15 protein-coding genes and 1 tRNA gene are annotated in these 14,020 nt (G+C 52.3%); 14 read left to right on the top strand and 2 right to left on the bottom strand.

Annotation, left to right across the window (positions count from 1 at the left end; genetic code table 11):
* Positions 1 to 79 precede the first annotated feature (79 nt).
* A complete protein-coding gene (locus tag K8942_03875) occupies positions 80 to 1,042 on the top strand; it encodes an alpha/beta hydrolase (protein ID UPA22173.1) in 963 nt (320 codons plus the stop codon).
* Between the two features lie 14 nt (positions 1,043 to 1,056).
* Complete coding sequence (locus K8942_03870; protein UPA22172.1) at positions 1,057 to 1,887, top strand: glycosyltransferase family 2 protein; 831 nt, start codon at positions 1,057 to 1,059, stop codon at positions 1,885 to 1,887.
* A 9-nt stretch (positions 1,888 to 1,896) separates the two neighbouring features.
* Here the strand turns inward: K8942_03870 and K8942_03865 are convergent, their stop codons facing one another.
* A complete protein-coding gene (locus K8942_03865; GenBank protein ID UPA22171.1) occupies positions 1,897 to 2,298 on the bottom strand; it encodes a VOC family protein in 402 nt (133 codons plus the stop codon).
* Between the two features lie 50 nt (positions 2,299 to 2,348).
* Positions 2,349 to 2,425: transfer RNA gene (locus K8942_03860), tRNA-Val, on the bottom strand.
* A gap of 221 nt (positions 2,426 to 2,646) precedes the next feature.
* Between K8942_03860 and K8942_03855 the strand changes: the two genes are divergently transcribed.
* The 12 genes from K8942_03855 to eno all read left to right on the top strand — a co-directional run bounded on the left by K8942_03855 (position 2,647) and on the right by eno (position 14,017).
* Complete coding sequence (locus tag K8942_03855; GenBank protein UPA22170.1) at positions 2,647 to 3,288, top strand: hypothetical protein; 642 nt, start codon at positions 2,647 to 2,649, stop codon at positions 3,286 to 3,288.
* Between the two features lie 182 nt (positions 3,289 to 3,470).
* Positions 3,471 to 4,577 (top strand): M50 family metallopeptidase, encoded by a 1,107-nt coding sequence (locus K8942_03850; protein UPA22169.1) that lies wholly within the window; start codon positions 3,471 to 3,473, stop codon positions 4,575 to 4,577.
* Positions 4,552 to 6,015, top strand: a complete 1,464-nt coding sequence (gene dnaA, locus K8942_03845; GenBank protein ID UPA22168.1) for a chromosomal replication initiator protein DnaA — start codon at positions 4,552 to 4,554, stop codon at positions 6,013 to 6,015. The genes K8942_03850 and dnaA overlap by 26 nt, the downstream gene beginning before the upstream one ends.
* A complete protein-coding gene (locus K8942_03840) occupies positions 6,012 to 6,269 on the top strand; it encodes a hypothetical protein (protein ID UPA22167.1) in 258 nt (85 codons plus the stop codon). Before dnaA ends, K8942_03840 begins: the two co-directional genes overlap by 4 nt.
* A 76-nt stretch (positions 6,270 to 6,345) precedes the next feature.
* A complete protein-coding gene (locus K8942_03835) occupies positions 6,346 to 6,858 on the top strand; it encodes a hypothetical protein (GenBank protein UPA22166.1) in 513 nt (170 codons plus the stop codon).
* Positions 6,859 to 6,951: 93 nt separating this feature from the next.
* Positions 6,952 to 8,754 carry a threonine--tRNA ligase gene (gene thrS / locus K8942_03830; protein UPA22165.1) on the top strand — a complete coding sequence of 601 codons (1,803 nt, stop codon included), beginning with the start codon at positions 6,952 to 6,954 and terminating at the stop codon, positions 8,752 to 8,754.
* A gap of 130 nt (positions 8,755 to 8,884) precedes the next feature.
* Positions 8,885 to 9,820 carry a prolipoprotein diacylglyceryl transferase gene (locus K8942_03825; protein ID UPA22164.1) on the top strand — a complete coding sequence of 312 codons (936 nt, stop codon included), beginning with the start codon at positions 8,885 to 8,887 and terminating at the stop codon, positions 9,818 to 9,820.
* Between the two features lie 18 nt (positions 9,821 to 9,838).
* Positions 9,839 to 10,342 carry a hypothetical protein gene (locus tag K8942_03820; GenBank protein UPA22163.1) on the top strand — a complete coding sequence of 168 codons (504 nt, stop codon included), beginning with the start codon at positions 9,839 to 9,841 and terminating at the stop codon, positions 10,340 to 10,342.
* The gene (locus tag K8942_03815) at positions 10,339 to 10,755 is read left to right on the top strand and encodes a hypothetical protein (GenBank protein UPA22162.1); all 417 of its coding nucleotides are present in this window, start codon (positions 10,339 to 10,341) and stop codon (positions 10,753 to 10,755) included. Before K8942_03820 ends, K8942_03815 begins: the two co-directional genes overlap by 4 nt.
* Before the next feature lie 2 nt (positions 10,756 to 10,757).
* A complete protein-coding gene (locus K8942_03810; GenBank protein UPA22161.1) occupies positions 10,758 to 11,666 on the top strand; it encodes a magnesium transporter CorA family protein in 909 nt (302 codons plus the stop codon).
* Between the two features lie 139 nt (positions 11,667 to 11,805).
* Complete coding sequence (locus K8942_03805; protein ID UPA22160.1) at positions 11,806 to 12,663, top strand: hypothetical protein; 858 nt, start codon at positions 11,806 to 11,808, stop codon at positions 12,661 to 12,663.
* Positions 12,664 to 12,751: 88 nt separating this feature from the next.
* The gene (gene eno, locus K8942_03800) at positions 12,752 to 14,017 is read left to right on the top strand and encodes a phosphopyruvate hydratase (GenBank protein UPA22159.1); all 1,266 of its coding nucleotides are present in this window, start codon (positions 12,752 to 12,754) and stop codon (positions 14,015 to 14,017) included.
* The last annotated feature ends 3 nt before the right edge of the window (positions 14,018 to 14,020 follow it).

Raw genomic sequence — 14,020 nt, 5'->3', positions numbered from 1 at the left:
TAAATATTTATTTACTCAAGAAAGCCGGTCATTTTGGCTGCGGAAGCCTGTCTACATAGGCAGATACCTCACATTTTCCATGTCCGCTTCCGAAACGTATCTCCTCCGGCTCCCTGACAACCGAATGCTCGAATATGCAGCGTATGGTGACCCGCATGGCAAAACCGTTGTGTATTTTCACGGCTTTCTCGGCTCCTGCCACCAGGCAGCTCTGGCTGATACCTGCGGGCGCGATCTTGGTTTGCGGATTATTGCGCCAAACCGGCCGGGAATCGGGCAATCCACTCCGCATGTATTTCCGTCGATGACGGATTATGCAGAAGACATCAGATATTTGCTGGATGCACTCGATGTGGAGAGAGCTGCCTTCATCGGGGTGTCGTCCGGTGGCTGTTTTGCATTGGCGTGTTCATACGCGATGCCGGAGCGTACTCAGCTCACTGGAGTCGCCGGATGTATCGGGCCACTCAATGTGATTCGTAATCTGCAATCCATGCACTGGTTCCGCCGCTATTTTTTGTCGGGATGCAATGACTATCCGTGGATTACGGGATCACTCCTGCGCATTGTCTTTACCGTCTGCAAGTTCCGGCCGCAGTGGTTGTATCAGTGGCTCGTGAATACATCGTCTCTGCTGGAACCGGGACTCATGGTGCCGCAGGACACTGTGAAAAAAGTGTTATGGAATGATTACAAAGACGTTTTCCTTCAGGCCAACGGTGTACAGGGGCTTCTGCAGGAAGCCCGGCTTTTTTTTCACTGGGGATTTGCACCCTCTGATTTCCCGAAAGAAAAGCGCGTGTTTTTCTGGCACGGCAAAAATGATCCGCTCGTTCCATGGTCCATTGCACGCAATCTTGCAAAGCATATTCATCGTACACAGGTCGTCCTGTTTCCGGGCGGTCATATGACATTCCTCACAAAAGTGGAATCGATTCTCAGCCGCGTGTCTGCTGTCTGGGAAGACGCGCCGACATTCAATGAGTCAACGTCACAGGAATTGCATTCCTCTGCGTCGTATCCCGTTTTGCATTTTGCCTGATTCTCCGTTTTTCTATGAAGATTTTCCACTCCATCATCGGTATTCCACCCCGTATTCTGGAGCTCGAACGCTTCGGTGTCGGAACGTTTACACAGGAAGAGGTCATCAGAAAATGCACCTTCATTCGTGCACTCATGCAGAACCGCGGACGCACAGATCATCCGTATATTTCCGTGGTCGTTCCTGCCCATCGTGAAGGCCAGTATCTTCTGGCAACGCTTCGTTCACTCGCGGAGCAGTCGTTCCTCGATGCAGAATGTATTATCGTGGTGAACGGTGAACAGAAAGGAGGGGAGACAGAGCGTCTCGCGCGCCGCTGCGGATTCCGTGTCATTCACGAACAACGTGCCGGCATCGGGCGCGCACGGCAGATCGGACTGCTGAAAGCAAAAGGGGAGATCATTGTGACAACAGACGCCGATACTCTGCATCATCGCCGTTGGCTGGAAACCATTGCGCAGACCTGCAAAGACAATCCGTCACTTGTTGCAGGATTCGGGTGGATGCGTGCGCTGTCTTCATCGTATATGCATCAGGTGTGTCTGCAGCTGCACAGCGCGTGGCGCAGTGTGCAGGGGCGATACTGGCTCCTGAATGTATCCGAAGCAAATTCCTTCTTCCGTCGCGAGGCGGCGCTTCGCGTCGGTGGCTACGACATCGACAGTAACTACTGCGAAGGATCGCAACTCTTTCACAAGCTCACAGAACTCGGTGAGATCCGTGGCATCAATGACAGGCGCGCTACCATCTTCACCTCAGATCGCCGCACGATTGCAGAGCGCCTGCAGGCGTTTGCACAGTATCTCTTCAGTTGGCGTCCGGTGCGGTATGGGGTGGTACGCTGATGGTGATTCTTACTGAGCGCTACCCGGATTCATCCATGTCAGCCCCCAGCCGTGTCCGTCGAGGTCATAGAAGCCGCTCTGATACATAAAACCGTAGTCCTCAGGTTCATGTGCCTGTGTGCCGCCGGCAGCGACTGCTTTCGAAACCAATGCATCAACCTCTTCACGGCTTTCGCATGTCAGGCTGAGAAGCACCTGGCAAAATTTTGTTGCATCACTGATAGGCTTTGGGGAGATCTCCTGGAATTTTTCATGCGACGCCAGCATCACAGTAATCACGTCGCTGATTGCGATGCTTCCCGTTGTTTCATCTGAAAAATCGGGGTTGCTCTTGTAGCCGAGTGCTTCGTAAAACGCGACTGACTTTTGTGCATCTTTGACTGGCAGGGAGATGTAGATGTTGGTAGGCATGAGAATGTTGCGTAGAAGAAATAACAAAGAAGGATTCTATGTTGACACAATGGTGGGCAATATTGGACTCGAACCAACGACCTTCACAATGTCAATGTGACGCTCTAACCAGCTGAGCTAATTGCCCGAATGTAACACGATGATTTTAGGGGTGGCAGCTGCTTGTCCGCCGTAGCTCCGGGGAGCGAAGGTGGAAGCTAATTGCCCGGGGATGTGAAAATGTATCGGTGTTCTACGTCTCTGTAGAACAGCTCCCGAAGGCTTCTCAGTCCTCAAAAGCCCAAGCAGGGTACCAATTCTCTCTGTGCGCCACAAGACGCTTTCATGGGAATATTCTACGCTAGGGGCATGTTTAACCGTTTTCTTGATCTCCTGTTCCCACGGGTCTCTCTGGAGGGAGAGGAGGGGATGCATATGACAGAGAAGGAATTCGAGGCGCTGGTGTCGTTTCCGGTGCGGGTGGAGGCCGAAGAATTGCGGGCATCGGGGTTACTGTTTCTGGACCGCATTGTGGCAGCGGGCTCCTATGAGGCGTCACCACTTCTGCGTTCTGCGGTGCACCGGTTCAAATATGACAGGCAGAAATCCTATGCGCAGGAACTTGGGGCAATTCTTCTGGAGGCATCGGAGATGATGGAGATGACAGGGGAGACGGTCCTGTGTCCGGTGCCGCTTCATTGGACGCGCACATTTGAACGCGGGTTCAACCAGTCGGATGTGCTCGCGCAGATTCTTGGTGAAGAGCGTCACTGCAAAGTCTCACCACTTCTGAAACGCAGACGTGCAACCGGGCATCAGGCGCACCGGTCGCATGAGGAGCGACACGAAGCGATGCGCAATGCGTTTGCCGTGACGACATCACATCTTCCGGAGCGCGTGATTCTTATTGATGATGTTGCGACAACTGGTTCGACACTCGATGCATGCGCAGAAGTGTTGAAGATGGCGGGAGTGGACTGCGTCGAGGCGCTGGTGATGGCGAAGGGTTGAGACGGGTTATGGGTAATTGGTTATGGGTTATGGGGTTTGGATTTTTTTTGAAAACTTTTTGTACTCGCCAAGTACACTCCATCTTACTTTGTATTTTTTCGACATGATCACCCCTCATGCTCCACCCGAAGTTGTGGAAAACTTTTACGTTTTCCACAGGTTCTCGCTACGATGCATGTCCTATGTTACTTGTCGTGTCTGCCCTGGCATTTTTCTTCCTGATTACGGGACTCATTCTCATTCATGAGTTCGGTCATTTTATCGCCGCACGTCGTGCAGGAGTTGTAGTTGAAGAATTCGGATTCGGATTGCCGCCACGCGGCATGACGCTCTTCCGCTGGCAGGGGACAGACTTCACGCTCAACTGGATTCCGTTCGGAGGATTTGTGCGACTGAAAGGAGAGAACGGTGACGACGGTGCGAAGGCAGCGAAAGGAAGTTTCGTGTATGCAGGCATCCCGGCCCGTTGCGGCATTCTGCTTGCCGGTGTCGCGATGAACTTCATTCTTGCACTCGTCATTTTCTTCTTCGGTTTCTCGTTTGGAAAATGGATTCCGACGTATCTGTCTCTCGATGACATGGAAGCGGCTGCAGCACGCGGCGATATTCACTTGAAGCTTGCTGTCCTTGTTGATGATGTGCTGACCGGTGGAACAGCATCCGAAGTTGGTGTGCCGGAAGGTGCGGTCCTTCTGTCTGTGGACGGACAGCCTGTCTCCAAGCCGGAAGATGTGATCGCGGCACAACAGGGAAAGTCACAAGTCATCTATGCGTACACACAGGGTGAAGATCAGACGCAGCGGACCATGACGGTTCCGGTGGATGAAGGAAAGACGGGCGTGGTGCTTCGTTCGTTCACGCAGGAACTCTCTGCACCGAACCGCAATCCGCTTGATGCCGCGTGGCTTTCTATCCGTGAAACAAGTGTCGTCACGAAGCAAACTATTATCGGCATCGGTACGCTCTTTTCATCCCTCGCGCAGCGCGGCACCGTGCCGGAAGGCGTCACGGGTATTGTCGGCATTGCTCAGCTGACGTATCAGTCTGTGGAGCACGGTTTCATGGTGTATCTGCGCCTGGTGGCCCTTCTCAGCTTGAGCCTCGCGATCCTCAACGTGTTGCCGTTCCCTGCGCTCGACGGAGGCCGCTTGGTCTTCACACTTGCAGAACTGTTTGTGAAACCCGGCAAACGCCGTATTGAAATTCTGACCAACACTGTCGGTTTCGGTGTCCTCCTTCTTGTCATCCTCATTGTCACCCTTTATGACGTCGTCCGTCTCTTCCGTTAGTCCGGCGTCAACCGCTGCTGATGCATCGAACCGCGATTTGTGGCTCGAGGTGCTCAAGCGCATTGAACCCAAAATTCCCCGGAGCCAGTTCATCACGTGGTTCCGTGATACAGCGATCCTCGGCTTTGAAGAGGGGACCATGGTGGTGGGCCTGCCGCTTCCGATGTCGCTTAACTGGCACTTGGAGCATTACCGCGCAATCACGCTCAGCGTGGTGCAGGAGTTGCAGCCGGATGTGAAACAGATTGTGTATCAGGTCGATGGGGCATTGAAAGATGATCCTGCCCGGACATTCAACCTCATTGAGGCATTCCCGGATCAAAAGAAGCGCAAGCTCCCCGGACGTCAGGAAGTGAAGCTTGCGGAGGGGATTGTCAGCAAAATTCTGAACCCGCGCTATACGATGGAAAATTTCATCGTCGGTTCCAACAATCGTCTGGCGTATGCAGCCTGTCAGGCTGTCGCGACGGAACCGGGCGGAAAGTATAATCCGCTCTTCCTCTACGGAGGTGTCGGACTCGGTAAGACACATTTGCTGCAGGCAACCGGTAACGCGATCCTTAAAGAGCGTCCGTCCGCGACTGTCGTCTACACGACGACCGAAGATTTTGCGAACCAGGTGATTGAAACCGTGATGAACCAGCGCTGGGAACAGTTCCGCCGCCGCTACCGCTTAGTCGATGTGCTGATTATCGACGACGTCCAGTTCCTTGCCAACAAAGAGCGTATGCAGGAAGAATTCTTCCACACGTTCAATGCACTCTACGAAGAGCGGAAGCAGGTCATTCTTTCCGCCGACCGTCCGCCGCAGGAACTGCAGCTGGAGGATCGTCTCATCTCCCGCTTCGAGCGCGGCATGATTGCTGATGTGTCGCTCCCGGATTATGAAACACGCCTCGCGATCCTCGTCGAAAAAACCAAGGAGTACGAACTTTTTATGGATATGGGTGTGCTGCAGTTTATTGCCGAACATGCCACCAAAAACATTCGTGAACTCGAAGGAATCCTGATGCAGGCCGTTGCTCAGTACGAACTTGAGCAGCGCATGCCGACCATCAAGAGCATCGCCGACATCATGCGGAAGCTCAACAAAGATCCGCACCACGGACCGGAAGAGGACATCGGGTTTGAAACCCAGCCCCGCCGCAACGCCACGTTCCAGGATGTGATGGAGGGAGTATCCCGCTATTACTCGGTATCCGTGCAGGACATGATCGGTCAGTCCCGCGTCCGCGAGATTCTTGTGCCGCGCCAGATTGCCATGCATCTCCTGAAGAAGTATCTGCGTATGAGCTACGTCCGCATTGGTGAAGTCTTCGAAGGCCGCGATCACACAACGGTCATGAACGCTGTTGAGAAAATCGAAAGCAAACTGCAGAACGATCCACAGTTACTCCGTGAAGTCCGGGCGATCGAAAAGGAACTGGATTTCGTATGAACATCTTTACGGAAGTGATCGGCTATATGGCAGCCCTTGTCGGTACATTTTTGATGGCACCGCAGCTTGTCCGTGCTATGCGCACCAAACACATGGGCGATGTCTCTGTGGTGATGCTCTGGGCGTATCTGGTGAACTGCACTCTCTGGAGTGTGTACGGAACCTTACTCGGGGCGCTTCCCATGATGATCTGTAACTACACAGCAATCGTTATTGCGATCTGGCAGCTGGTTTTGAAGCGAAAGTACGCGTGATTGCCATATAAATAAAATAGTTGTATGGTATACAAGTCGCTTTTTACATTCACCGGCAGAGAAAAGGAGAGGGGAAATGTCTCATTCAAAATCGGTCTGGCTAAAAAATTGGAAGGGTATTGATGTCGTTCTTGTATTGCTCCTGCTGTATGTATTGTCAGTGCATGGAAAAGATCTTGCTCTCCACATTCCGTTCATGAAGCCCATGATTGCGAAAACCGAGAAAAATGTGGAGCTGGAGATTATTATCGACACTCCTTCCCAGCGCGTCTGGGGTCTTCGCTTTTCTTCCTATTATAAGGGGAGAAATCTGGAGATCGAGGCGGTCGAGCAACTGAGGCAACACTACTGGAGTAAAACGACACGGTTTCTCAAGTTCTTCTATCAGGGCCACTCCATGGATTCTGATGGAAAGAGACATATGCTGCTCTATTTTGCAGAACCGGTTAGCACTGCAGTCATTCCTCCCAAATACGAGTTCGTTTTCCGGGAGCTGAAAGATCAGACTTTGCCCCCCGGCTGCAGAATGAAAATTGTTCCTGTAGACAGTGCAGACTCATCCCTGGGCTACAAGCTTATTCCCAAATAAGAAGAACACAGAAAGCGACACGAGCGGAAACCAGGGATGGTTTCCGCTTTTGCGTACTCTGTAATTTGGGCTGTAATCCTGTATAGTTCCGCCATGTCCACTTTCTCCACACCCGAAGAACTCGCGTCCATGCGCCATTCTCTGGCCCATGTCCTTGCCCAGGCCGTCGAAAACCTGTGGCCCGGCACTGAGCGCGCCATTGGTCCTGCTATTGAGACCGGCTGTTATTTTGACTTCCTTTTCACAACTCCTATTACCGATGCCGATTTTCCGGCGATTGAGAAGGAAATGAAGAAGATCATCTACCAGGGTCAGACCTTCCGTCGTGATGAACTCCCTGTGAAAGATGCAACTGCGTTCTGGAAAGAGAAAAACCAGCGGTTCAAAGTGGAAATGATTGAAGACCTCGTGAAGAACGAAAACGTGGAGATGGTCACAAACTACACGAACGTGAACCTCAAAGGGGAAGATGCGTACGTGGATCTCTGCCGCGGCGGACACGTCGAGAACCTCAAAGAGATTCCTGTGGATGGATTCAAGCTCACAACCCTTGCCGGTGCGTACTGGAGAGGCGACGAAAAGCGCGAACAGCTCACACGTATTTACGTGGCAGCGTTCGGGTCCAAAGAAGAGCTCGATGCATACCTCGCGCAGATGGAAGAAGCCAAGAAGCGTGATCACCGCAAACTCGGGAAGGAAATGGATCTCTTCACCTTCAGCGATCTCGTCGGTCCGGGTCTTCCGCTCTGGACACCGCGCGGCACACTGATGCGCAACACGCTCGATGCGTTCGTCTGGGAACTGCGCGAAGCCAAGGGCTACATGAAAGTCACTATCCCGCACATCACCAAGAAAGAACTCTACGAAACATCCGGTCACTGGGCAAAATTCAAAGATGACCTTTTCCGCATTCAGACCCGTGACGAGCACGAATTTGCGATGAAGCCGATGAACTGTCCGCACCACACGCAGATTTATGCACACAAGCAGCGCAGCTATAAGGATTTGCCCCAGCGCTACACAGAAACCACGATGGTGTACCGCGACGAACAGACAGGGGAGTTGCATGGTCTGTCCCGCGTCCGCAGCATCACCCAGGACGATGCACACGTGTTCTGCCGCCAGAGCCAGGTAGAAGAAGAATTCCTGCGCGTGTGGGACATTATCGATACCTTCTACAAGACAACCGGTTTCAACGAGCTGCAGGTCCGCCTGTCCCTTCACGATCCTGAACACTTCGAGAAATATCTCGGGACGCCGGAGGTCTGGAACAAAGCCGAAAATGCTATCCGCAGCATCGCAAAGGAGCGTGGCGTAAAGTACATCGAAGCGCCGGGTGAAGCGGCATTCTACGGACCGAAGGTCGACTTCATCACCAAAGACTCCATCGGCCGTGAGTGGCAGGTTGCAACCATCCAGCTCGACATCAACATGCCGGAGCGGTTTGATCTCTTCTGCATTAACGAGAGCGGGGAGAAGGAGCGTATTGTCATGATCCACTGTGCCGTGATGGGTGCCATCGAGCGTTTCCTCTCGATTTTCATCGAGCACCACGCCGGACATTTCCCGCTGTGGGTTGCCCCTGTCCAGGTTGCCATCCTGCCGGTCGCATCCACGCATGAGCAATTTGCGTCTGACCTTGGCATGAAGCTTCTGGAGAAGAAAATCCGCATCGACTACATGAACTCCGACGAATCTCTTGGCAAGCGCATCCGCGACGGTGAGACGCAGCGCATTCCGTACTTACTCGTCATCGGTGACCGTGAAATTGCGGAGAACAGCGTGACCGTTCGTAACATCAGAACCAAGCAGCAGGTGACCGTCGCGGTCGACGAGTTCATTGCATCGGTGACCAATGATGTTGCTTCGAGGAAGTTAGAGTTATCTATCGGATGATGAAGGAATTATGATGTATGAATTATGAGTTATGCATAGTCAAATGTGCCATAATTCATAATTCCTGATTCATAACTCGAATGAAGATTGTATCATTTCCGATGAGGGCGTTCTCTGTTACCTTAGTACTATGTTCGAAGCCATCCAGATCGGCCCGTTTATCATCTGGACACACCTGGTGTTTTTGCTGGTCGGGCTCTGGCTGTCGTCTGAATTCTTTTTCCGGTTGGCGCAGAGTGCAGGACTCTCACTCCAGCATTTTAAGGATAACGGCTGGTGGCATCTGCTCGGAGCAGTTGTCGGCGGGCGTTTGTTTGCAGTGGTGGAGCAGTATCGCATTTATCTTCGTGCGGATGATCCGTTCCGTATTTTCTTCCTGCATGACGGAAACTTCAGTTTCCTCGGTGCAGCTGCCGGTATTGCAGCAGTGCTCTACCTGGCACGCGGGACATCCCGCACAACCTTCCTGCAGTGGCTCGATGTGCTGTTGCCTGCAACCTGTTTCGGGCTTTCCTTTAACTGGCTCGGTCGCTTTGCAGCGGGACAGGCGTACGGTACACCGACAGACTGGTGGTGGGGTGTGACGTACGACGCATCAAACGTGCGCTTCGCGGTGCCGGTGCATCCGGTACAGCTCTACTATGCGCTCTTCTACTTCTTCCTGACATTCCTGCTCCTGATCGTCCGCAAGCATGCCAAGCGTGCCGGAGCGGAAACACTGGCCGGCATTCTCGTTGCATCTGTCGTCACGTTCTTCCTTGAATATTTCCGCGGGGATTTCAGTATTCCTGTGTTTGCGACGCGGCTGGATTTCACACTGCTCTTCCTCGCATTCGTCAGTCTGGGGGTCTTTACGGTTCTTGCCGAAAAACAGAAAATCACCCCGAAAATCGCGATAATCTGCGAAGGAATTGGCATGGTTCTGACTGCCGGATACCTGTTTTTGCGCTCCTGGCTGGGCCTCAGTTCGTTTGAATTACGCTTCAGTCAGCTCATTGCCATACTGGCGCTCCTGGCTGCCGTCGTGTACGTTACCGTGCACAGGCGCAGACATCCGCATCTGTGACATTTCCATAATCTCCGTATGTCTTCTCTTTCTCTTTCCCTGGCTCCTTTTACCGCGTATATCATGGAGAATCCGGGATTGCGCCTGGGACAGGGTGGACTGATTCTTCTGGCAGCACTGGTTCTCTTTCTGCTGTTTTTTGCACTGCGCGACATTCTGCTGCGCACACGGTCTTTCTGGTACCAGTTTGCCTGTATTGTGATTGTGACGGTATTTCCGATTATCGGATTTCTGATTTACCTGCTGATCCGTCCGGCCCGCACGATCAAGGAGCGTGAACTGGAGGCGATGATCCTCACACTTGTCGCAACAGAAGCGCCGTCCCAGATTGAAGTGGGGGTTGGTGAGAAGGATGACGAGGATGACGAGGAGGACGAGGAGGACGAAGAAGACGAAGAAGACGAGGATGACAAAGATGACAAGGAAGATGAAGAGAAAGAAGAGAAGAACGACGAAGATATAAAGAAACATGGTCACCATCATCACGATCACTCTGATACTCATTCCCATCTTGGTTTATGAATACCTTCCTCTTCCAGGTTTTCTCGTTTTTGTTCTATCCGAATCCTGCTAACGCGGATTACAGCAGCCCGAAGTCTGTGGCCCTGCTCGTTCTCTGTATTCTTCTGATGGCTGGAGCGGTTGCTCTCTCTGTCTGGCGCAAGAAAATGTCGAACGCTGTCACGCGTAAACTCAGCCGCACCTGGCCAACCGCTTCGTTCTGGTTCGGGTTTGTCGGACTCATTCTTGTCGTTTCCCGTGTGGAGCAGATCCAGTTTGTCTCCATGCGTGTCTGGTGGTTGGTCTGGGCAATTCTTGCAGTGCTCTACATCACGCTCCAGTTCCGCCTCTTCCGCGCACGCCACTACGAAGTGCTCCCGACAAAAGTCACACATGACCCGCGTTCCAAGTATCTTCCCAGAAAGCGCAAATGAGCATGCAGACCTTAACCGTCGACGGCATCACGTGGTACAACTCGTCCACGTTTGACCAGGACGCGCTTGAGGAATTGCAGAAAAAATACGATTTTCACAAGCTCGATATTGAAGACTGCATGAGCCAGAATGAGCGCCCGAAAATCGAAGCATACGACAACTATCTGTTCTGCGTGTTTCACATTCCCATCAAGTCATCCGGTCGCATCATCAAAGAAGAGCTCGATGTGTTTATCGGCAAAGACTTCCTGGTGACATTGCACGAAGGGCGTCTGGATCTGATGGAAAGCCTCTGGCAGACGCTCAAAGATTCCCGCACGCTCCGCTCTCAGTATTTCCAGCAGGGGACAGGGTTCTTCCTGTATAAACTGATGGACGCACTGTTTGATAACGGTTTCGTGCTGATTGAGCGCATCATGAAGGATCTCCGCCGCATTGAGGTCGAACTGTTTGAAAACGAGGAAGGCCAGATCAACATCCTCCGCGATATCCTGACGCTCAAGCGCAATATCATCACCATGCGCAGCATTCTCTTCCCGCAGCGTTCGGTCATCACACTGCTCCCGCACAAGAACAAGAAGATCATCCCGCAGGAACTCGAAGTCTACTTCGACGACATCCACGACGCCGTCGAACGCCAGTGGTCGCTTCTTGATACCGCAAAGGAAATGAGTGAGGCGCTGCAGGACACGCACGAATCGTGGCTCAGTCACAAAACGAACTCTGTCATCCGCATTCTCACGACCTTTTCCGTGACGATGCTGCCGCTCACCGTGCTCACCAGTATTTACGGTATGAACGTGCCCATTCCGCATCAGCAGAATCCGGAAGTGTTCTACATCATCGTCATCAGCATGCTTATTATGGTCGGCGGATTCTTCGGGTATTTTGCCTGGAAGAAGTGGCTGTGATGAGAGTTAAAACGTTTAAATGTTTGAAAGTTTAAAGGTTATTTTTAGTGAACGTTTAAACTTTTTACTTTTAAACCTGTAACTTCTAGGTATATAGAAAAATTGACACCAAACCCATTGTCCATCACTATTATCCGCTATGCCACTCAAGCATTCCACAGAGACCTGGCTTGTTTTCTTTCTTGGCTGCGCGGTTCTCGTGACAGGCATTGCGTGCGCGATTTTGCAGATGATGAGTGCCCCGGCGCTCGCATGGGGAATCCTGTTTGTGCTTACCATTGCGTACCCGCTTTCGCTGTATCCGCTCTTTCGTGAGAGGCGCGCGGACTACGCATTCCGCATGCTGCATTTTTTGCCTGCGGGCATTTTGCTCCTGTGGCTCTTCCTGCAGATTGTCGGCTTCGTTTTGCCGTCTCTTCTTATTCTCTCAGCTATTTTTGTCTGGGGATGGTCTCTGCCGATTGTCATCCTCGCGTTTGCAGCACTCTTCTGGTTCTGTTTTTCGGTGATCCGTCAGCGCCGTCAGCGGTCCCTGCTTTTAGGTGGTCTTTTGCTACTGCTTCTCGTGTTTGGTTTGAGTGGTGAGCGCTTTCAGTGGCCGGAGCAGATTGCATCGATCTTCAATGGATCGTCGTCATCTACCGGATCTGGCATGATTATTGCCGGAAACATTTCATCGTCTTCTGTCAGTAATCTCGATCCGTCTTTGGATGAAAACGAGGAAAAGTGGCGCGCTGCCCTTCGTCGTCAGGAGCGCAGAAAAGAGCGTCTGCTCGCATTGGAAAACGAACCGATGACCGTTTCCGGAGCGCTTGAAGGCGTACTCATTTCCGGTGGCAGCAGCTCGCAGATCGCCATGATTCCCACAAAACCAGGCATCAAGAATCCGCCACATCTGCCGTCTTCCGGACCGGATATCGGGGTTTTCTTGCTCATCATGATTGCCGTTTATAGTGCGCTTTTGCATCATCGGGCAAAATTGAGGGTTGAGAATTGAGGGTTGAGAATGATGGAATTTTCTTTTCATTTTTCATGTAGCCTAATTCTCCATTCTCAATTCTTCATTCTTCATTCATACTCGTTCCATGCCTACCATCACCCACCTCCACGCACGTCAGATTATTGATTCTCGCGGCAACCCGACTGTCGAAGTCGATTGCACGCTTTCCGATGGCTCCTTCGGCCGCGCCGCTGTTCCATCCGGAGCATCGACCGGTTCGCATGAAGCACTCGAACTCCGCGACGGCGACAAAGCTGTCTATGGCGGAAAGTCTGTGCTGAAGGCTGTGGGCCATGTGAATGGGGAGATTGCGACCGCACTGAACGGCGTTCAGGTTGCCGATCAGCGCACCGTGGACCAGATGCTCATTGACCTTGATGGCACGCCAAACAAAGCACGCTTCGGTGCCAACGCCATTCTTGGCGTCTCGATGGCTGTCTGCCGCGCACGCGCTGCATCAGACAAAAAGCCTTTGTACGTGTCGCTCGCAGAACAGTTTGATGTCTCCGATGCAACATTGCTCCCGGTTCCGCTGATGAATGTCCTGAATGGCGGCGCACACGCAGACAGCGGACTGAGTTTCCAGGAATGTATGATTGTTCCGGTTGGATTCGATCGATTCACTGATGCGCTTCGCGCCGGTACGGAAGTGTTTCATATCCTCAAGAAAATTCTGAAAGATCGCGGATACGTGACCGCAGTAGGGGATGAAGGCGGCTTTGCCCCTCATCTGGAGAACGGTGCTGCAGCATTTGCCATTCTGATGGAAGCAATCAAAGAAGCGGGGTACGAAGGAAAGGTAAAACTCGCGATCGATTGTGCTGCTTCTGAATTCTACAAAGACGGCGTCTATACGCTCGACGGCAAGCAGCTGACATCACAGGAACTCACACAGTACTACGTTGATCTCGTGAACCAGTTCCCGATTGTCAGCATTGAAGACAGTCACAGCGAAGACGACTGGGAGGGATTCCAGGCAATGGTCACAGCCCTTGGCGACCGCGTGCAGCTTGTCGGAGATGACCTGCTCGTCACAAACACGCAGCGCATCCAGAAAGCTTTGGATCAGAAAGCAGCCAACGCCGTGCTTATTAAAGTAAACCAGATCGGAACAGTGTCCGAGACCGTCGATGCTATCCAGATGGCGCAGAAGAACGGCTGGAACGCTATTTCGAGTCATAGAAGCGGAGAGACTGAAGATACGTTTATCGCGCATCTCGCTGTCGGTTTGAAGACCGGACAGATCAAAACCGGATCCCTCTCCCGTACGGACCGCATCTGCAAATATAACGAGCTCCTGAGAATTGAAGAAGAGTTGGATGGGGGAGCGCGGTATGTGTCGCCGTTTTAAAGA

The organism is Candidatus Peribacteria bacterium (assembly GCA_023038255.1).
GTDB lineage: Bacteria > Patescibacteriota > Gracilibacteria > Peribacterales > Peribacteraceae > CALREJ01.
The sequence above is the reverse complement of the archived record's forward strand: the minus strand, read 5'-3'. Positions and strand labels throughout refer to the sequence as shown.

What these genes read in the sequence shown, in the direction of transcription:
- K8942_03875 (UPA22173.1), top strand. Translation starts at nt 80, where the DNA reads ATGTCCGCTTCCGAAACGTATCTCCTCCGGCTCCCTGACAACCGAATG.
- K8942_03870 (UPA22172.1), top strand. Translation starts at nt 1,057, where the DNA reads ATGAAGATTTTCCACTCCATCATCGGTATTCCACCCCGTATTCTGGAG.
- K8942_03865 (UPA22171.1), bottom strand. Translation starts at nt 2,298, where the DNA reads ATGCCTACCAACATCTACATCTCCCTGCCAGTCAAAGATGCACAAAAG.
- K8942_03855 (UPA22170.1), top strand. Translation starts at nt 2,647, where the DNA reads ATGTTTAACCGTTTTCTTGATCTCCTGTTCCCACGGGTCTCTCTGGAG.
- K8942_03850 (UPA22169.1), top strand. Translation starts at nt 3,471, where the DNA reads ATGTTACTTGTCGTGTCTGCCCTGGCATTTTTCTTCCTGATTACGGGA.
- dnaA (UPA22168.1), top strand. Translation starts at nt 4,552, where the DNA reads ATGACGTCGTCCGTCTCTTCCGTTAGTCCGGCGTCAACCGCTGCTGAT.
- K8942_03840 (UPA22167.1), top strand. Translation starts at nt 6,012, where the DNA reads ATGAACATCTTTACGGAAGTGATCGGCTATATGGCAGCCCTTGTCGGT.
- K8942_03835 (UPA22166.1), top strand. Translation starts at nt 6,346, where the DNA reads ATGTCTCATTCAAAATCGGTCTGGCTAAAAAATTGGAAGGGTATTGAT.
- thrS (UPA22165.1), top strand. Translation starts at nt 6,952, where the DNA reads ATGTCCACTTTCTCCACACCCGAAGAACTCGCGTCCATGCGCCATTCT.
- K8942_03825 (UPA22164.1), top strand. Translation starts at nt 8,885, where the DNA reads ATGTTCGAAGCCATCCAGATCGGCCCGTTTATCATCTGGACACACCTG.
- K8942_03820 (UPA22163.1), top strand. Translation starts at nt 9,839, where the DNA reads ATGTCTTCTCTTTCTCTTTCCCTGGCTCCTTTTACCGCGTATATCATG.
- K8942_03815 (UPA22162.1), top strand. Translation starts at nt 10,339, where the DNA reads ATGAATACCTTCCTCTTCCAGGTTTTCTCGTTTTTGTTCTATCCGAAT.
- K8942_03810 (UPA22161.1), top strand. Translation starts at nt 10,758, where the DNA reads ATGCAGACCTTAACCGTCGACGGCATCACGTGGTACAACTCGTCCACG.
- K8942_03805 (UPA22160.1), top strand. Translation starts at nt 11,806, where the DNA reads ATGCCACTCAAGCATTCCACAGAGACCTGGCTTGTTTTCTTTCTTGGC.
- eno (UPA22159.1), top strand. Translation starts at nt 12,752, where the DNA reads ATGCCTACCATCACCCACCTCCACGCACGTCAGATTATTGATTCTCGC.